Raw genomic sequence first — 16,731 nt, 5'->3', positions numbered from 1 at the left:
CGCGCGCCGGAGGCCGCCGTCGGCTACCGTGGGAACATGCCGAACATTGCACTGGAACTCGGGAATCAGGTCGCGTCCTTCGGCGTGAAGAGCGCATACGGGGAGCCGCAGGAGATCGACGGTGTCACCGTCACTCCGGTGGCGTTCACCTACGCGGGCTTCGGCGGCGCCAGCGGCGACGGAGGAGAAGGCGGCGGGGGCGGCGGCGTGTCGGTCCCGGTCGGTGTCTATGTCCGTCGCGAAGAGGGACTGCGCTTCGAGCCGAACATCGTGACGCTCCTGGTCGTGGCCGTGCCCTTCGTCTGGGTCACAGGTCGGGCACTCACGCGCATCATCCGTGCCCTCAAGAAGTGACGACGCGGTCGCAGCTGCTCTCTCGCGCGCCGCGACACTGATCGTCGAGGACGTCCGCGCACTCGCGGCGTCCAATCCTGTCGTGATCATCGACGGGGGAAGCGGCGCCGGCAAGACCTCTCTGGCTGCGCGTGTGGCACATGCCTGGCCGGTTGCCGGCCGCGTGCAGGTCATCGCGCTGGATTCGCTGTACCCGGGCTGGGACGGACTCGACGGGGGCGCGGAGAAGGCGCTGGAGGGCATCCTCCGCCCGCACGGACGCGGCCTGCTCGGCGCCTGGCGTCGCTGGGACTGGGAGCGCGGGGAGGAGGCGGAGACTCACGCCGTGGATCCCGCACTCGGGGTCATCGTCGAGGGCAGCGGGATCCTGCGTCCGTCCACGGCACGGCTGGCGGATGTCCGCGTCTGGGTGGAATCCGGGGAACAGTCACGCAAGTCACGGGCGCTTGCCCGGGACGGAGACACCTACCGCCCGCACTGGGACCGCTGGGCGGCGCAGGAGCGCCGTCACGTCGAGCGGGACCACCCCCGCGAACTCGCCACCCGAGTCGTCGAGGTTCCCTGAGCTCACTCAGCGGAGTGCGTCGGCGTCGCTCTCGTCCACGGCTTCGATGAGGAGTTCGAGGCGGTATCCCAGCCAGTCGTACACCGCTTGACCATCGCCCCCGACGTCGGGCTCGTCGTCGGTGATGCCGAGGCGCGTCGCGATCACGAGGCGGATGGCGGTGAGGGTGCGCAGCCAGGAGTCCACGTGGTCACGGCGCACCACGACATCGCGGGGGATCCGGGCGTCGGCATCGGTCACCTCGGCGTCGGGGTCGAACATCTGCAGCGATGCGCGAACCGTGCGGGCGTCGTGCAACCGCCGGTCGAGGAGGTCCGCGCGCGTGGCGGAGGCGAATGCGGCCGACGCATCGTCGTCGTCCGGGTAGGCGTTCGGGGTCAGCCGGGCCACCCCCGGGTCGTCCTGTTCGGAGTCCCGCAGCACCTCCATGAAGTCATCGACGAGTCGGGCCAGGTGCATCCCCTCGATCGTGGCGACGGAGACGGTGATCGGCGTGGTGTTCATGCGGCCTTCCTGACGGTCGCCCAGAGTCCGTAGTCGTGCATCGCCTGAGCGTGCACCTCCATGGTCTCTCGCGGGCCGGTGGCGACGATCGCGTGGCCGTCGTGATGAACGGCGAGCATGAGGCGGGTGGCGTGTTCGGTCGTGTAGCCGAAGTAGGTGCGGAAGACGCGCACGACGTAGCTCATCAGATTCACGGGGTCGTTCCATACGACAACCTCCCAGGGCTCCAGCGGAGCAGCGAACAGGTCAGTGGTCTCCTCGACCTCGGGAAGAGCGGTCGACATGATCATGCCCACCCGAGCTCATGCAGCTGCGCGTCGTCGATGCCGTGGAAGTGCGCGATCTCATGGACGAGCGTGGTGTGGATCTCGTCACGGAGTTGGTCGATGTCGTCGCACTGTGCGAGGTGCGGCTCCCGGTAGACGATGATGCGGTCGGGCAGCTCGCCCATCCCGTATTGCGTGCGCTCCGTCAGCGCCAGGCCGTCGTAGAGGCCGAGCAGGTCGAGGCCGCCGTCCTCCGGACGGTCCTCCACGACGAAGACGACGTTCTCGAGCTGCTCGACCATCTCATCGGGCAGCTGGTCGAGCTCGTCGATCACGAGGGCCTCGAAGGCCGCGGCGTCCATGTCCATCCCCTCCAGCCTACGGCGACGGCCGGGTGCTCAGTGCAGAAGGACGAGGAGGGCTGCCACGCCGATGAAGAGGGTTCCGAACACCGTGTTGAGGATCCGCTGTCCCTGCGGGGAGCGCGTGAGACGCCGGAAGGGACGCGCCGCCGTGGCGAAGAACCCCCACATCACCAGGACATCGACGACCACGACCGTCGCGACGAGTGCCAGGTACTGGGGGAGCGGTGGCTGGTCCAGTCGGATGAACTGCGGGATGAACGCGAGGAAGAACACGATCGCCTTCGGGTTCAGCAGGTTCACCCAGAACCCGCGGCGCATCATCGACCAGTGGCTCTCCCGGGCGTCCACAGGATCCGGCGCGTCGTCGAGTGCCGGCGCGGGCCGGGTCAGGATCAACCGGATCCCGAGGTAGACGAGGTAGGCGGCGCCGGCGTACCGGATGACGTTGAACAGGAGATCCGAGCGCGAGACGAGGAGCCCGACTCCGGCGGCGACGATCACCACATGGACGATGAGCGCGATCTGTTGGCCGATGATGCCCCAGATCGAGCGCTTCCAGCCCTGGGTGAGGGAGTTGGACATCGTGTTGATCGCGCCGGCTCCCGGCGTGAAGCTGATCACCACGGATGCGGTGAGAAGGGAGAACCAGACCGCCAGTGACACCAGGACAGTCTAGGGCCGCGCGACCACGGGGCCGGACCGGCCGAAAGGCGAAGAGGCCCGGACCGAACGGTCCGAGCCTCTTCGAGCTGGGGTGAGTAACGGGGCTTGAACCCGCGACCTCCTGGACCACAACCAGGCGCTCTACCAGCTGAGCTATACCCACCATGCGCCCGCCGAAACAGGCAACCCCACGAGTCTATTACATGTTCGAGGTGAACTCCGACACCGTGCGGGCGGCGATCTCCTTCGCATCATCGCTGGAAGGTCCCGGTTCGTCGACGAAGACGGCTTCGCGGTAGTAACGCAGCTCGCGGATCGACTCGAGGATGTCCGCCAGCGCGCGGTGCCCGCCGTCCTTGGCAGGTGCCTGGAAGAACACCCGCGGGTACCAGCGGCGGGAAAGCTCCTTGATGCTGGAGACGTCGACGTTCCGGTAGTGCAGCCACTGGTCGACCTGTGGCATGTACTTCGCGAGGAACATCCGGTCGGTGCCGATCGTGTTGCCGGCGAGAGGCGCTCGGCGCTCCAGCGGGACGAAGCGGCGGATGTAGGCCAGCGTCTGTTCCTCCGCCTCCTCGAGGCTGATCCCCTGCGGGATCTCCTCGATGAGCCCGGAGGTCTCGTGCATCGCGGTGACGAAGTCGTTCATGTGCGCGAGGGCGTCCGCGCTCGGACGGATGACGACCTGGAAGCCGGGGTCGAGCGGACGCAGCTCGAAGTCGGTGACCACCACCGCGATCTCGACCAGTTCATCGATGGCGAGATCGAGTCCCGTCATCTCGCAGTCGATCCAGACGAGGCGGTCGTTCTCGGAAGCAGTCACCATGTCGCCATCCTATCGACGGCCCCGACATCCGCCGGGGGAGCGCGGTACGGTAGAGATGTCCGCCTCCGTAGCTCAGGGGATAGAGCAGGAGCCTTCTAATCTCTTGGTCGCAGGTTCGAATCCTGCCGGGGGCGCCAGTGATCGCCGGTCACGTCGACCGGAGGTCAGCAGTGTCGCAGCGCGTCGACGGCGTCGTCCGCGCGCCAGAACTCGCCGATCAGCCGGAAGCCGCCCGTCGCCAGATGGAGCCGCTCCGCCCGGTACCGGAGGCCGAGAGGATCGGCCACCACGCGCAGGTGGCCGAGGACGTGCTCGCGGCTGTCCTGTACGCGCCACAGGTGATCGGCGGCACGGACGAGGTGCTCTCGCCGGGACGCGAGCGGCGGGGCTACGAGGGGGATTCCGGGAGCAGGGATCGAAGCGGTGGTGGTGGCGGTCATGGTCTCTCCTTCCATGGTTCGAACATACGACCGACCACCGACATTGGCCCGCGCATCGATATCCGGCGGTGACCTGGCTTCTTCTGCACGGATGACGGTTGCCTTAGCCCGTCCACAGATCGCGCGATCGTGCCCCTGCAACCTGCTCCGCGAGGTGCACGCTGGAGGGCATCCGGCCGCTGAGCCGGCAGCGAGAGGACGAACGCATGATCGACACCGTGACCATCGTGGGGAGAGTCGCGACGGAGCCCACCCCGGGGCGGACGAGTGCGGGGGTGCCCGTCACGAACTTCCGGCTGGCGAGCACGCACCGGCGCTTCGACGCAGCGAGCGGCTCGTGGGTGGATGCGGGGACCAACTGGTTCTCGATCGCCGCCTTCCGCCAGCTCGCGGAGCATGCGCGCGCATCGCTCAGGGTCGGCGACAGCGTCATCGTCTCGGGACGACTGCGCGTACGACCGTGGGAGAGCAATGGCAAGCAGGGGACGAGCGTCGACATCGACGCCGACACGATCGGACACGATCTGCGGTGGGGGACCACCGCGTACCGACCGAGCACCCGTCCGTCTCCCACGGATGTGGAGGTGAGCGGGGACGTCCCGACGACCGATGAGGAAGGGCGCGATGCGTGGGAGCAGCCGGCGGAGGGCGAGGCGGCCTAGACTCTGCTCGTGCTCCGATCGGTCCTGAACTCCCGCGCTGCGACGCTCGTGCTCGTCGCCGGTCTCTCGGCAGCCGTCCTCGCCGGGTGCGCCCCGGAGCCGGAGGTGACGCCGACCCCGACCGGGACGGCCAGTGCCACGCCGACACCGCCGGCCGCGCCTGCTCTGGTGCCGGGCGGGAGCGCCGCAGACAACCTTCCCGTGTTCACCGCAGTGGCCGAACAGGTGTGGGGCACGGAGCAGCGTGCGGAGGGGCGGGCATACGTCGACGGTCTCGTCGCGGCGGGGTTCGATCGGGACGCCATGCAGCTCACGCCGGACCAGTCCACGGTCGGGAACCCGGCGGAGAGCATCCAGTTCTCGGTCCGCTGGGGCGAGGAGGAGTGCCTGATCGGACAGGTCGGACCCTCCACCGGCGCCGTCGTGACCACCGTCATGCCGCAGCTCGCCGGCGGGCGCTGTCTCGTGGGCGTGACGCGGCCGATCGACTGGTGACCCGCGTACACAGATAAGCCCGCTCACGGCCGGTAGGCTGGAGTGTCGATCTTCGACGCCAACAGAAGGAGCGGTTTTCGGTGGCTGAGTACATCTACTCCATGGTTCGTGCCCGCAAGGCGGTGGGTGAGAAGCTCATCCTGGACGACGTCACGATGGCGTTCCTGCCGGGCGCGAAGATCGGCATGGTCGGCCCCAACGGCGCCGGAAAGTCGACGATCCTCAAGATCATGGCGGGGCTCGACACGCCCTCCAACGGTGAGGCCAAGCTCTCGCCGGGCTACTCCGTAGGCATCCTCATGCAGGAGCCCGAGCTCGACGAGTCGAAGACGGTCCTGGAGAACATCCAGGACGGCATCGCCATCAAGGCCAAGGTCGACCGGTTCAACGAGATCTCCGCGCTGATGGCCGACCCGGACGCCGACTTCGACGCGCTGCTCGCGGAGATGGGCACGCTGCAGGAGGAGATCGACGCGGCGGACGGCTGGGACCTCGATTCCCAGCTCGAGCAGGCGATGGACGCCCTGCGCACCCCGCCCGGCGACGCGGCCATCGCTCCGCTCTCCGGTGGCGAGAAGCGCCGTGTGGCGCTGGCCAAGCTGCTGCTGCAGAAGCCCGACCTGCTGCTCCTCGACGAGCCCACCAACCACCTCGACGCGGAGAGCGTGCTCTGGCTCGAGCAGCACCTCCAGTCGTACAAGGGCGCCGTGATCGCGATCACCCACGACCGGTACTTCCTCGACCACGTGGCCGAGTGGATCGCTGAGGTCGACCGCGGCCGCCTCATCGGCTACGAGGGCAACTACTCGACGTACCTGGAGAAGAAGGCCGAGCGCCTCGACATCCAGGGCAAGAAGGACGCCAAGCTCGCGAAGCGCCTCAAGGACGAGCTCGACTGGGTCCGCTCCAGCGCGAAGGGCCGCCAGACCAAGTCGAAGGCCCGTTTGGCCCGGTACGAGGAGATGGCGGCCGAGGCGGAGCGGACGAGGAAGCTGGACTTCGAGGAGATCCAGATCCCTGCCGGTCCTCGACTCGGCAACGTCGTCATCGAGGCGAAGAACCTCAAGAAGGGCTTCGACGGGCGCTCGCTCATCGACGGCCTGAGCTTCAGCCTCCCGCCGAACGGCATCGTCGGCGTCATCGGTCCGAACGGCGTCGGAAAGACGACCCTGTTCAAGACCATCGTCGGTCTCGAACCGCTGGACGGCGGAGACCTGAAGATCGGCGAGACCGTTAAGATCAGCTACGTCGACCAGTCGCGTTCGTCGATCGACCCGAACAAGACCCTGTGGGAGGTCGTGTCCGACGGTCTGGACTTCATCACGGTCGGCAAGACCGAGATCCCGTCCCGTGCCTACGTGTCCAAGTTCGGGTTCAAGGGTCCGGACCAGCAGAAGAAGGCCGGCGTGCTCTCCGGTGGAGAGCGCAACCGTCTGAACCTCGCGCTCACCCTCAAGGAGGGCGGCAACCTGCTCCTCCTCGACGAGCCGACCAACGACCTCGATGTCGAGACCCTGAGCTCCCTGGAGAACGCGCTGCTCGAGTTCCCCGGCTGCGCCGTGGTCATCACCCACGACCGGTGGTTCCTCGACCGGATCGCGACGCACATCCTCGCCTACGAGGGCACAGACGAGAAGCCCGACCAGTGGTACTGGTTCGAGGGCAACTTCGAGGCTTACGAGCAGAACAAGATCGAGCGCCTCGGGCCGGACGCGGCCAAGCCCCACCGCTCGACCCACCGCAAGCTCACGCGCGACTGAGCCGGTCATGAGCACCGACTCGCCGGGTTCCCGCCTGCACATCCCGATCCAGCTCCGCTGGGGCGATCTGGATGCGTTCAACCACGTCAACAACACCTCGATGCTGAAGCTGCTCGAGGAGGCGCGCGTCCGCGCGTTCTGGCGGGCGGGACCCGGCGAGCAGGCGCCGTCCACGGCCGTCCTCGACTCCGGGATCGAGGAAGGCATCCTGACGCTCATCGCGCGGCAGGAGATCGAGTACCTCGCTCCGGTGCCGTATCAGCGCCGCCCGTTGGAGGTGCAGATGTGGTTCGGGAAGCTCGGTGGCTCGAGCGTCGAGGTCTGCTACGAGGTGCACAATGACCCGGCCGCCGAGCCGCGTGAACTCTACGCGCGGTCCACGGCCGTCATCGTGCTCGTCGACGCGGGGACCGGGCGGCCGACGCGGCTGACCGCGGAGATGCGCGAGGCATGGGAGCCGTACGTCGGCCCCTCCATCGAGTACGCCCACCGCTGAGCGCAGGTCAGTGATCCTCCGGGACGCGAATCATGATCTCCTGCGCGACGCTCGCGACCAGCGCGCCCTCACGGGTGTACACCCGCCCCGTGGCCAGACCGCGACCGCCCCGGGCGCTCGGCGACTCCTGCACGTAGAGGAGCCATTCGTCCACGCGGGCCGGACGATGCCACCACATCGCGTGGTCCAGGCTCGCGACCTTCAACCCGGGCAGCGACCATGACACTCCGTGAGCGCGCAGGATCGACTCCTGGATCGTCATGTCGCTGAGGTAGGCGAGCGCGGCCCGATGCAGCCGCTGGTCGTTAGGGAGCGGGGCACGCAGCCGCATCCACACCGCCTGCCGCGGAACCCTCTCATCATCGTTCGGCAGATAGAGCGGGGAGTCGACGTGGCGGATGTCCGCGGCGCGCTCGCTCAGCATGCGCCGTGCACCGCCGGCGAGGCCCGGCACCCGGTCCTCATCGGGGACGAGGTCCTCGGGGACAGGGATACCGGCGGGCATGGGCTCGGCGTGCTCCACTCCGGGGTCGGCGTCCTGGAACGAGGCGATCATCGAGAAGATCGGGACGCCGTTCTGGTATACCTGAGTCCGACGGGTGGAGAACGAGCGGCCGTCGTGGATGCGGTCGACGGCGATGGTGATGCCCTGGCTCGCGTCGCCGGGGCGGAGGAAGTACCCGTGCATCGAGTGGACGGCCCGGTCCTCCGGCAGCGTGCGCTCCGCGGCCACGAGGGTCTGCGCGAGCACCTGACCGCCGTAGATGCGGCCGCTCGGCATCGGGTGCGACGAACCGGTGAAGATGTCCTCGGTGGTCCGCGCCTGGGTGGCGTCGAGGTCGAGGACGTCGAGAAGACGCTCCACGGTCTGGATGGCGTGTTCGTCGGCGCTCATGTGTTCCCCTCCGCGGCCCCGGGTCGCCGCTCGTTGGTAGTTTAGAACGCGTGACCCCTCAGCTCCTGCTCGCCGATCCGGACACGGCGAAGGATGTCCTCACGTTCACGGGCCGCGCGGCCCGGGTGTCCGACGAAGGAGTTCGCCTGCAGGCCCATCGCGGCGTCCTGGCGCTCACGACGGCGGTCCTCGCACCCCAGGGGCTCTTCGACCAGACGCCGACGATCCTCGCCATGCGCATCGTCCGTGCCGATCCGGAGCTCGAGTGCGACCTCGTGATCGACGCCCTGAGCCCGACGGACGACCCGCAGCGCCTCGGGCTGCCCGAGACCGCCCTCTCGCCCGCATGGGCCGGCGTCGCGCCCCCGCGGCAGGGCTGGCTCGCGGAGTCCGTCCTGCCCGCCTCCACCATCGCGCAGCGTGCACAGTGGGGCATCTCCGCGGTCGCCCACGGTGCGGGACCGGGGTCGGGTGAGGAGGCCGTGCGCGCGCTTCGTGCGGCCATCTGGGGCGAGCCGGACGACGACCTCGGCGGATTGCCGCGGGGCGTGGCGTTCGCCGCGGACGCGCTGGGCTTCATCTCCGGTGAAGAGGACGTGACCGTCACGCGGTCCGGCCGCTGGACGCGGCTCGCGTTCCGCCGCGGCCACGTCCTCGCACGGGGCCCCGTCGCCACCGGACTGACGGGGGTGCGGGCCACCGGCTCCACCGACTGACGTGACCGCAGGCAGGACCAGGGGAACAGTGCCGGTTCAGCCGAGGGCAGCCGCCGCGCGTCCCGCCTGACGGCCGGAGAACAGGCACCCGCCGAGGAATGTCCCCTCCAGGGCGCGGTAGCCGTGCGCGCCCCCGCCGCCGAAGCCGCTGGCCTCACCGGCGGCGAAGAGGCCAGGAATCGGTGCGCCGCCTCCGTCCAGGGCACGACCGTCGAGATCCGTGTTGATCCCGCCGAGGGACTTCCTGGTCAGCACGTGCAGCTTGACCGCGATCAGCGGTCCTGCGGAGGGATCCTGCAGCCGGTGCGGCGCCGCGGTGCGGATGAGCTTGTCCCCGCGATAGGCCCGCATCGAGCGCAGCATGCCGATCTGCGCATCCTTGCTGAAGTCGTTCGCCATCTCGCGATCGCGAGCGACCACTTCCCGGCGCACGGCATCGATGTCCAGGAGCTCGCCGCCGGGATGAGCCGCCATCTGCTCCAGCAGCGACTCCAGGTCGTTCTCGACGATGAAGTCCTCGCCCTCGTCGAGGAATGACTGCACTGGTCCCGTCGGCCCCTTCGCGAGGCGGGACTTGAGCAGCAGCGCCACATCCTTGCCGGTGAGGTCGGGGTTCTGCTCGCTGCCGGACAGCGCGAACTCCTTCTCCACGATCTGCCGCGAGGTCACGAACCAGGAGTGGTCGTGGCCCGTCCGCCGCAGGTGCTCGAGCGTGCCGAGGGTGTCGAAGCCGGGGAAGAGCGGAACGGGGAGCCGGTGTCCGGTCGCGTCGAGCCACAGCGACGACGGCCCTGGCAGGATGCGGATGCCGTGCTGCGGCCACACCGGGTTCCAGTTCGTGATGCCCTCCACGTAGTGCCACATCCGGTCGCCGTTGATGAGGCGGGCGCCGGCGGTGGCGCTCACGGCCTGCATCGAGCCGTCGACATAGGCGGGCACGCCGGAGAGCATGTGCGCCGGGGGAGTGCCGAGGCGCGGGGGCCAGGCCGCGCGGACGAGGTCATGGTTTCCGCCGATGCCCCCCGAGGCCACGATCGTCGCCGTCGCGTCGATCTCGAAGGCGCCGATGACCTCGCGCGAGGAGGGGATGCCGCGTGCGGCACCATCCGACGCCAGCACGCTCCCGCGCGCGCCGGTCACGCGTCCGTCGGTGAGGATGAGCTCCTCGACGCGGTGTCTGGCGAGGACGGTGAGTCGTCCCTCGCGCTCACCCTGCTCGACGGCGGCCGCGAACGGGGCGACGATCCCCGGCCCGGTGCCCCACGTGATGTGGAAGCGAGGGACCGAGTTGCCGGGGCCGAGGGCGCCGTAGCCGCCCCGCTCGGCCCACCCGACCACCGGGAAGAAGCCGACGCCGCGGGAGCGGAGCCACGAGCGCTTCTCACCGGCCGCGAACTGCAGATAGGCCTCGGCCCAGCGCCGTGGCCATTCGTCCTCCGGCCGGTCGAATCCCGCGGTACCGAACCAGTCCTGGGTCGCGAGCTCGAGCGAGTCGCTGATGCCGAGGCGGCGCTGCTCCGGGGAGTCCACGAGGAACAGGCCGCCGAACGACCACCACGCCTGCCCGCCGAGGTTCGTGCGGGGCTCCTGGTCGACGATGACGACCCGACGTCCGGCCTCGAGGGCTTCCGCGGCGGCCACGAGACCCGCCAACCCCCAACCGATCACCAGGACGTCTGCGGTCGGGGGTGTCGTCGTCATGGGTTCTCCGTTGATTCCTGACGGGATCGGGTCTCCAGGGTCGTGCGGCCCTGAGGTGCCGTACCGATACCGGACGGCTCGAATGTGTTCACCATGGCATAGGCGGCGCGTTCCAGGTAGTCCCAGAGAGTGGTTTCGTGCAACGGGGACAACTGCGCCTCGTCCACGGCGGTGCGCATATGACGAAGCCAACGATCGCGTGCGTCGGGATCCACATGGAACGGCATGTGCCTCATCCGCAGCCGGGGGTGCCCTCGGGTCTCGCCGTAGGTGGTCGGGCCGCCCCAGTACTGCTCGAGGAACAGCAGCAGCCGCTCCTCCGCGGGACCGAGGTCTTCCTCCGGGTACATCGGCTTGAGCACGGGATCGAGGGCGACCTCGCGATAGAACACCGAGACGATCTTCGCGAACGTCTCGCGGCCGCCGACCTCGTCGTAGAACGTCACTTGTCTGCACTCCCGTCGCCGCCGGTGTTCTTCTTGCGTCGCCAGATGCCGCGGTCGGGGATGACGGGCACCCCGGTGACGGCGTTGGGGCGCGTCTTCGGCGGGTTGGCGCCCCGGACGCGGCGCGCGCCCTCCAGTCCGGTGGGCACGACGTCCGCGAGACGCGGCACGTCGATCTCCTTCTCCAGCAGAGCGGCCCGGAGGCGGCGTCGGAGCTCCTGTGCCACGTCGTCCCGCGCGTTCGCCCTGGTCTTGATGACGGCCCGGACGACGAGCGCATCCCCGTCGATGGACTCGAGGCCCCACAGCTCCGGCTTCTCCACGATGCGCGTGCGCCACTTCGGGTCCTTCGCCAGTCCCTGCGCGGTCTCCAGAAGGATCTGCTCGACCTGCTCGAGGTCGGAATCCGGGGCGACACCGATGTCGACGATCGCCCGCGCCCAGCCCTGCGACATGTTCCCGATGCGGGTGACCTCGCCGTTGCGGACGTACCAGAGCGTCCCGTTCACGTCCCGCACCTGGGTCACGCGCACGCTGACGTATTCGACGACGCCGCTCGCCAGCCCGAGGTCGACGACGTCTCCGATGCCGATCTGGTCCTCGGCGACGAGGAAGATCCCGTTCAGCACGTCCTTGACGATGTTCTGGGCGCCGAAACCCAGGCCGGCGCCGACCGCTGCCGTGAGGAGGGTGAGCGATCCGAGGAGAGCGTTGTCGATCGCGTTGACGATGAGGATGATCGCGATGATGACGAGCATCACGTTCACGATGTTCTGCAGGATGGTGCCGAGCGTTCGGGTGCGCTGCACGAGGCGCATGTCCGCGAGCGGGGAGCGTTCCAGCGCCTGCGTGTCGTCGACGGCGGCCTTGTTCTTGGCGGTGTCCACGATGCGGTGCACGACGCGGGTGATCACCCGGCGCAGCACGAGCGCGATGAGGACGCAGGCGCCGATGATCATCGCGATCTGGAGGAGCTTGCCGCCGACCGTGGTCAGCACGGCGAGCATGTCCTGCACCCACGGCGGGAGTTCGGCGGGCGTCGGCGCGGGGGTCGTCTCGGCGGAAATCAGCATCGTCTCGATGGTACCGAGCGGGCCTCTGCGCCGGCTGGAAGAGCGGCGGCAGAGGCCCGTGTCGTGTCGGTGGCGGAGGGTCAGTCCTCGGCGTCGCGGGACTGCGCTGCGAGAGCGCGCTCCACGTCCGCGAGGTTCTCCAGAACGAGACGGCGCAGCGCGGGCGGCGCGTCCTGGTGCTCGGAGAGCCATCCGCGCGTCGCGTCGCGCAGGGCGACGTCCGCGAGCGCGGTGGGGAACAGCCCGACGACCAGGTACTGGGCGATCTGGTAGGTCCGCGACTCCCACACCGGCAGGAGCATGTCGAAGTACTGCGACACGAAGGCACCGAGCACCTCGGCACCCGCCGGGTGGACGAAACCGAGGGCTGCGGAGCGGACGATCGTGTTCGGGGCGTCGTCGCGCGCGATCAGCGCGTCCCAGGCCTGCTGCTTCGCTGCGGCGTCCGGAAGAGCCGCGCGCGCCTGCGCGGCGAACTCCGCGCCCTTGGCCGTGTTGTCGGCGGCCAGCGCGGCGTCGATGGCACCGGCGTCGGTCGCACCGATCGTCGCAAGGCCGACGAGGAGCTGCCAGCTCAGGTCGGCGTCCACGTCGAGTCCGGGGAGCGTCTCCTCGCCCGAGCGCAGACGGCCGACGATGCCGGCGTGCTCCGGCGTCACCAGGTTGTTCGCGAAGGCGGTGACGAACTGGAGCTGGCTGTCGCTGCCGGCCTCCGCCGACTCGGCGAGCGCCCAGAGACCGTCGGCCACCTTCAGCCGTGCGGTTTCGCGCTCCGCCGGAGCGACGTAGAGCGTCGCGGCCGTCCGCAGCTGCGCGAGCGTGGTCCGGACCGTGGTGGACTCGGTCTCCCGACCGATGTTGCCGAGGACGAGGTCGATGTAGTCGGATGCGGGCGTCTCCGCGTCGCGGGTCTGGTCCCAGGCCGCACCCCACACGAGCGAGCGGGCGAGCGGGTCGTGGATGTCGGCGAGGTGGGCGATCGCGGTCGCGAGCGACTTCTCGTCGAGACGGATCTTCGCGTACGCGAGGTCGTCGTCGTTGAGGAGGATGAGATCGGGGCGAGCCAGGCCCTGGAGCTCGGGCACCTCGGTGCGGTCACCGTCCACGTCCACCTCGATGTGGTGGGTGCGCGTGAGCGCGCCGTCCTGCAGCGAGTAGAAGCCGATGCCGAGACGGTGCGGACGGATGGTCGGGTAGTCGGCCGGAGCCGTCTGAGTGATGGCGAAGCGCGAGATCTTCCCGTTGTCGTCCTCGGCCACGACCGGCTCGAGAGTGTTGACGCCGGCCGTCTCCAGCCACTTCTTGGACCAGGTGCCGAGGTCGCGACCGCTCGTGGCCTCCAGCTCGGACAGCAGGTCGCTGAGCTCGGTGTTACCCCAGGAGTGCTTCTGGAAGTACTGCGAGACACCGGCGAAGAACGCCTCGATGCCGACCCACGCGGCGAGCTGCTTCAGGACGGAGCCGCCCTTGGCGTAGGTGATCCCATCGAAGTTCACCTGCACGTCCTCGAGGTCGTTGATCTCGGCGACGATCGGGTGGGTCGAGGGGAGCTGGTCCTGGCGGTAGGCCCAGGTCTTCTCCATGGCGTTGAACGTGGTCCAGGCTTCGGTCCACTCGGTCGCCTCGGCGGTCGCGATGGTCGAGGCCCACTCGGCGAACGACTCGTTCAGCCAGAGGTCGTTCCACCACTTCATGGTGACGAGGTCGCCGAACCACATGTGCGCGAGCTCGTGCAGGATCGTGACGACGCGACGCTCCTTGACGGCGTCCGTGACCTTGCTGCGGAAGACGTACGTCTCGGTGAACGTCACGGCGCCCGCGTTCTCCATGGCGCCGGCGTTGAACTCCGGCACGAAGAGCTGGTCGTACTTGGCGAACGGGTACGGCACGCCGAACTTCGACTCGAAGTAGGCGAAGCCCTCTCGGGTCTTCTCGAAGATGTAGTCGGCGTCCAGATGCTGCCAGAGGCTCTTGCGGCCGTAGACGCCGAGCGGGATCACCCGGCCGGACGCGCTGGTGAGCTCCGAGAAGGTGGCCTCGTACGGTCCTGCGACGAGAGCCGTGATGTAGGAGGAGATCCGGGGCGTGGGCTCGAAGCCCCAGGTGGCCGAGACGCCGTCGTCGTGGACGATCGGCTCGGGCGTGGGGGAGTTGGAGACGACCTTCCACTCCGCGGGAGCGGTCACCGTGAACTGGAAGGTGGCCTTGAGGTCGGGCTGCTCGAAGACGGCGAACACGCGACGGGAGTCGGGCACCTCGAACTGCGAGTAGAGGTACACCTCGCCGTCCACCGGGTCGACGAAGCGGTGCAGGCCCTCGCCGGTGTTCGTGTAGAGGCAGTCGGCGTCGACGACGAGGACGTTCTCCTCCTGCAGACCGGCGAGCGCGATCCGGGAGTCTGCGAAGACCTCGCGCGGGTCGAGCTGCTCTCCGTTGAGCGAGATCTCGCGCACGTCACGGGCGATGAGGTCGATGAAGGTGAAGCTGTCGGGGGACGCGGAGAAGCGCACGACGCTCCGGGAGCCGAAGACCTCGGCGCCCTTGGTCAGATCGAGGGCGACCTCATAGGAGTGCGTGTCGACGACGTCGCGGCGCTCCTGCGCTTCGGTTCGGGTGAGGTTCTCTCCAGGCAAAGCTGTACTCCCAGGGGTGAGGGGATGTAACCGGGGTCGGCGCAGTTGGCGCCGACGGCAACCATGACAGCCTACGCCAGAGCGACGCGCGCGCCGTCGATCCGCACGGACCGGGGATAGTCACGGTCGCGCGGACGCTCGGGGGCTGCGGAGGTGGGAAGATGGAGGGGTGACCGCGATCGAGCCGAATGTCGTTCCCTTTGCCTCGCCCGCCGCTGCCGGCGGCGACCCCTATGTGACCACGCCCGTCGCCTACGACGCCATCCTCTTGGCGAGCTTCGGCGGCCCGGAGGGCCAGGAGGACGTGATCCCCTTCCTCCGGAACGTGACGCGCGGTCGGGGCATCCCGGATGAGCGTCTGGAGGAGGTCGCGCACCACTACCGTCACTTCGGCGGGGTGAGCCCGATCAACGGCCAGAACCGTGTGCTCAAGGACGCGCTGGAGAAGGCGCTCGTGGCCCGGGGGATCGACCTCCCCGTGTACTGGGGCAACCGCAACTGGGGTCCGTACCTGGAGGACGTGCTGCCCGAGGCGTCCGCGAACGGTCACACCACCCTCCTCGCCTTCGCCACGAGCGCGTACAGCTCGTTCTCCAGCTGCCGCCAGTACCGCGAGGACTTCGCTCGCGTGCTGACGGACACCGGCCTCGGCGAGACGGTCACCATCGACAAGATCCGTCCCTTCTACGACCACCCCGGCTTCGTCGAGGCCTTCGAGGCGGGCGTGCGGGAGTCGGTGCAGGGCTATCTCGACCAGGGCTTCGCGCCGACCGAGATCCAGGTCCTCTTCTCCACGCACAGCATCCCGGCGGCCGACGCCGAGCGCTCCGGCGCCCGCGATATCGACTGGGGCGAGGGCGGGGCCTATGCCGCGCAGCACCTCGCCGTGTCGGAGTGGACGATGGAGCAGGTGCGGGCGGCCATCCCGGGAGCCGCCGATGTGCCCTGGGAGCTCGTCTACCAGTCCCGTTCGGGTCCCGCGTCGCAGCCCTGGCTGGAGCCCGACGTCTGCGACGTGATCGCGGAGCTCCCCGCTCGCGGCCGCAAGGCCGTCATCGTGGTCCCCGTCGGCTTCATGAGCGATCACATGGAGGTCCTCTGGGATCTCGACACCGAGGCCGCCGAAGCCGCGGAGGAGGCGGGCCTCGCCTTCGTGCGCACGCCGACGCCCGGTGTCCGCGAGGCGTTCGTGGAGGGCATCGTCGACCTCATCGAGGAGCGCCTGCAGGGTCGCCCGAACGCGGAGCGTCCGCACGTCACCGATCTGCCCGGCGCGTTCGACGTCTGCCGTCCCGGGTGCTGCGAGAACGTGCGCGCGGGGTTCAAGCCCGCGGCGGCCGGCATCGCCCCCTGAGTCGGGACACCGGATCCTAGGATGGAGACCATGCGCATCCACATCGCCACCGATCACGCCGGACTCGAGTTCTCGACCCGGCTGCAGGAGCATCTCCGCGCCGCGGGGCACGAGGTGATCGACCATGGTCCGGTGGAGTACGACGCGCTCGACGACTACCCCGCCTTCTGCATCCGGGCGGCGCAGGCCGTCGTCGTCGATCAGGCGACAGGGGTGCCGGCGCTCGGCGTCGTCTTCGGCGGCTCCGGCAACGGCGAGCAGATCGCGGCGAACAAGGTCGCCGGCGTCCGCGCGGCCCTCGTCTGGAACCTGTCCACGGCCGAGCTCGCGCGCGAGCACAACGACGCGAACGTCATCTCCATCGGAGCTCGCCAGCACACCTACGACGAGGTCACGGCCTTCATCGACCGGTTCGTCGCGACGCCGTTTTCGGGCGACGAGCGTCACGTCCGCCGGATCGGCCAGATCGCCGACTTCGAGCGGGACGGCTCGCTCCTCCCGGACCCTCGGGCCTGAC

Annotated in this window: 20 protein-coding genes and 2 tRNA genes; 10 read left to right on the top strand and 12 right to left on the bottom strand. The window is 69.0% G+C overall.

Features of this window, described 5'->3' with window-relative positions:
• The first annotated feature begins 36 nt into the window (after positions 1 to 36).
• Both ACIGJI_RS01785 and ACIGJI_RS01780 read left to right on the top strand, forming a co-directional pair.
• Complete coding sequence (locus tag ACIGJI_RS01785) at positions 37 to 354, top strand: hypothetical protein (protein ID WP_071328758.1); 318 nt, start codon at positions 37 to 39, stop codon at positions 352 to 354.
• The gene (locus ACIGJI_RS01780; RefSeq protein WP_315636906.1) at positions 338 to 919 is read left to right on the top strand and encodes a hypothetical protein; all 582 of its coding nucleotides are present in this window, start codon (positions 338 to 340) and stop codon (positions 917 to 919) included. Before ACIGJI_RS01785 ends, ACIGJI_RS01780 begins: the two co-directional genes overlap by 17 nt.
• Positions 920 to 925: 6 nt before the next feature.
• Here the strand turns inward: ACIGJI_RS01780 and ACIGJI_RS01775 are convergent, their stop codons facing one another.
• The 6 genes from ACIGJI_RS01775 to orn all read right to left on the bottom strand — a co-directional run bounded on the left by ACIGJI_RS01775 (position 926) and on the right by orn (position 3,543).
• Positions 926 to 1,423 (bottom strand): DUF2017 family protein, encoded by a 498-nt coding sequence (locus ACIGJI_RS01775; RefSeq protein WP_363444080.1) that lies wholly within the window; start codon positions 1,421 to 1,423, stop codon positions 926 to 928.
• Positions 1,420 to 1,707, bottom strand: a complete 288-nt coding sequence (gene clpS, locus ACIGJI_RS01770) for an ATP-dependent Clp protease adapter ClpS (protein WP_232089236.1) — start codon at positions 1,705 to 1,707, stop codon at positions 1,420 to 1,422. Before clpS ends, ACIGJI_RS01775 begins: the two co-directional genes overlap by 4 nt.
• Before the next feature lie 2 nt (positions 1,708 to 1,709).
• Positions 1,710 to 2,057, bottom strand: a complete 348-nt coding sequence (locus tag ACIGJI_RS01765; RefSeq protein ID WP_187664020.1) for a metallopeptidase family protein — start codon at positions 2,055 to 2,057, stop codon at positions 1,710 to 1,712.
• 30 nt (positions 2,058 to 2,087) lie between these two features.
• A complete protein-coding gene (locus ACIGJI_RS01760) occupies positions 2,088 to 2,717 on the bottom strand; it encodes a LysE family transporter (protein ID WP_187664021.1) in 630 nt (209 codons plus the stop codon).
• Between the two features lie 87 nt (positions 2,718 to 2,804).
• Positions 2,805 to 2,880 (bottom strand) — tRNA-His (locus tag ACIGJI_RS01755).
• A 36-nt stretch (positions 2,881 to 2,916) separates the two neighbouring features.
• The gene (orn, locus tag ACIGJI_RS01750) at positions 2,917 to 3,543 is read right to left on the bottom strand and encodes an oligoribonuclease (protein ID WP_187664022.1); all 627 of its coding nucleotides are present in this window, start codon (positions 3,541 to 3,543) and stop codon (positions 2,917 to 2,919) included.
• A 61-nt stretch (positions 3,544 to 3,604) separates the two neighbouring features.
• On the opposite strand from orn, the gene ACIGJI_RS01745 reads away from it, so the two are divergent.
• Positions 3,605 to 3,680: transfer RNA gene (locus ACIGJI_RS01745), tRNA-Arg, on the top strand.
• 27 nt (positions 3,681 to 3,707) lie between these two features.
• Here the strand turns inward: ACIGJI_RS01745 and ACIGJI_RS01740 are convergent.
• Positions 3,708 to 3,983, bottom strand: coding sequence for a hypothetical protein (locus tag ACIGJI_RS01740; protein ID WP_187664023.1), 276 nt, complete (start codon positions 3,981 to 3,983; stop codon positions 3,708 to 3,710).
• A gap of 206 nt (positions 3,984 to 4,189) precedes the next feature.
• Here ACIGJI_RS01740 and ACIGJI_RS01735 point away from each other — a divergent pair, with 206 nt between their 5' ends.
• From ACIGJI_RS01735 to ACIGJI_RS01720, 4 genes are all read left to right on the top strand, one after another.
• The gene (locus ACIGJI_RS01735; RefSeq protein WP_187664024.1) at positions 4,190 to 4,645 is read left to right on the top strand and encodes a single-stranded DNA-binding protein; all 456 of its coding nucleotides are present in this window, start codon (positions 4,190 to 4,192) and stop codon (positions 4,643 to 4,645) included.
• Positions 4,646 to 4,654: 9 nt separating this feature from the next.
• Positions 4,655 to 5,140 (top strand): DUF6993 domain-containing protein, encoded by a 486-nt coding sequence (locus ACIGJI_RS01730; RefSeq protein WP_232089227.1) that lies wholly within the window; start codon positions 4,655 to 4,657, stop codon positions 5,138 to 5,140.
• A gap of 80 nt (positions 5,141 to 5,220) precedes the next feature.
• Entirely contained in the window at positions 5,221 to 6,900 is a 1,680-nt protein-coding gene (gene ettA, locus ACIGJI_RS01725) for an energy-dependent translational throttle protein EttA (RefSeq protein WP_025103391.1), read from the top strand.
• A 7-nt stretch (positions 6,901 to 6,907) separates the two neighbouring features.
• Positions 6,908 to 7,396, top strand: coding sequence for a thioesterase family protein (locus ACIGJI_RS01720; RefSeq protein WP_187664025.1), 489 nt, complete (start codon positions 6,908 to 6,910; stop codon positions 7,394 to 7,396).
• Between the two features lie 7 nt (positions 7,397 to 7,403).
• Here ACIGJI_RS01720 and ACIGJI_RS01715 read toward each other — a convergent pair whose 3' ends face one another.
• Positions 7,404 to 8,291, bottom strand: a complete 888-nt coding sequence (locus ACIGJI_RS01715) for an acyl-CoA thioesterase II (protein ID WP_363444076.1) — start codon at positions 8,289 to 8,291, stop codon at positions 7,404 to 7,406.
• A gap of 50 nt (positions 8,292 to 8,341) precedes the next feature.
• On the opposite strand from ACIGJI_RS01715, the gene ACIGJI_RS01710 reads away from it, so the two are divergent.
• Positions 8,342 to 9,007, top strand: coding sequence for a hypothetical protein (locus tag ACIGJI_RS01710; RefSeq protein ID WP_363444073.1), 666 nt, complete (start codon positions 8,342 to 8,344; stop codon positions 9,005 to 9,007).
• 36 nt (positions 9,008 to 9,043) lie between these two features.
• On the opposite strand, the gene ACIGJI_RS01705 is transcribed toward ACIGJI_RS01710, so the two are convergent.
• The 4 genes from ACIGJI_RS01705 to pepN all read right to left on the bottom strand — a co-directional run bounded on the left by ACIGJI_RS01705 (position 9,044) and on the right by pepN (position 14,860).
• Positions 9,044 to 10,708: an FAD-binding dehydrogenase gene (locus ACIGJI_RS01705; protein WP_363444070.1), complete on the bottom strand. Its 1,665-nt coding sequence runs from the start codon at positions 10,706 to 10,708 to the stop codon at positions 9,044 to 9,046.
• A complete protein-coding gene (locus tag ACIGJI_RS01700; RefSeq protein WP_396667007.1) occupies positions 10,705 to 11,154 on the bottom strand; it encodes a globin in 450 nt (149 codons plus the stop codon). The genes ACIGJI_RS01705 and ACIGJI_RS01700 overlap by 4 nt, the downstream gene beginning before the upstream one ends.
• A complete protein-coding gene (locus ACIGJI_RS01695) occupies positions 11,151 to 12,227 on the bottom strand; it encodes a mechanosensitive ion channel family protein (protein WP_187664030.1) in 1,077 nt (358 codons plus the stop codon). The genes ACIGJI_RS01700 and ACIGJI_RS01695 overlap by 4 nt, the downstream gene beginning before the upstream one ends.
• A gap of 80 nt (positions 12,228 to 12,307) precedes the next feature.
• A complete protein-coding gene (gene pepN, locus ACIGJI_RS01690; RefSeq protein WP_363444067.1) occupies positions 12,308 to 14,860 on the bottom strand; it encodes an aminopeptidase N in 2,553 nt (850 codons plus the stop codon).
• A gap of 169 nt (positions 14,861 to 15,029) precedes the next feature.
• Here pepN and ACIGJI_RS01685 point away from each other — a divergent pair, with 169 nt between their 5' ends.
• Together ACIGJI_RS01685 and ACIGJI_RS01680 are read left to right on the top strand one after the other, a co-directional pair.
• Positions 15,030 to 16,214, top strand: coding sequence for a ferrochelatase (locus ACIGJI_RS01685; RefSeq protein ID WP_363444064.1), 1,185 nt, complete (start codon positions 15,030 to 15,032; stop codon positions 16,212 to 16,214).
• A gap of 30 nt (positions 16,215 to 16,244) precedes the next feature.
• Positions 16,245 to 16,730 (top strand): ribose-5-phosphate isomerase, encoded by a 486-nt coding sequence (locus ACIGJI_RS01680; RefSeq protein WP_363444061.1) that lies wholly within the window; start codon positions 16,245 to 16,247, stop codon positions 16,728 to 16,730.
• The last annotated feature ends 1 nt before the right edge of the window (position 16,731 follow it).

This window comes from Microbacterium sp. NPDC064978 (genome assembly GCF_044543605.1).
Lineage (GTDB): Bacteria > Actinomycetota > Actinomycetes > Actinomycetales > Microbacteriaceae > Microbacterium > Microbacterium meiriae.
This window is presented reverse-complemented; position numbering and strand designations above follow the sequence as displayed.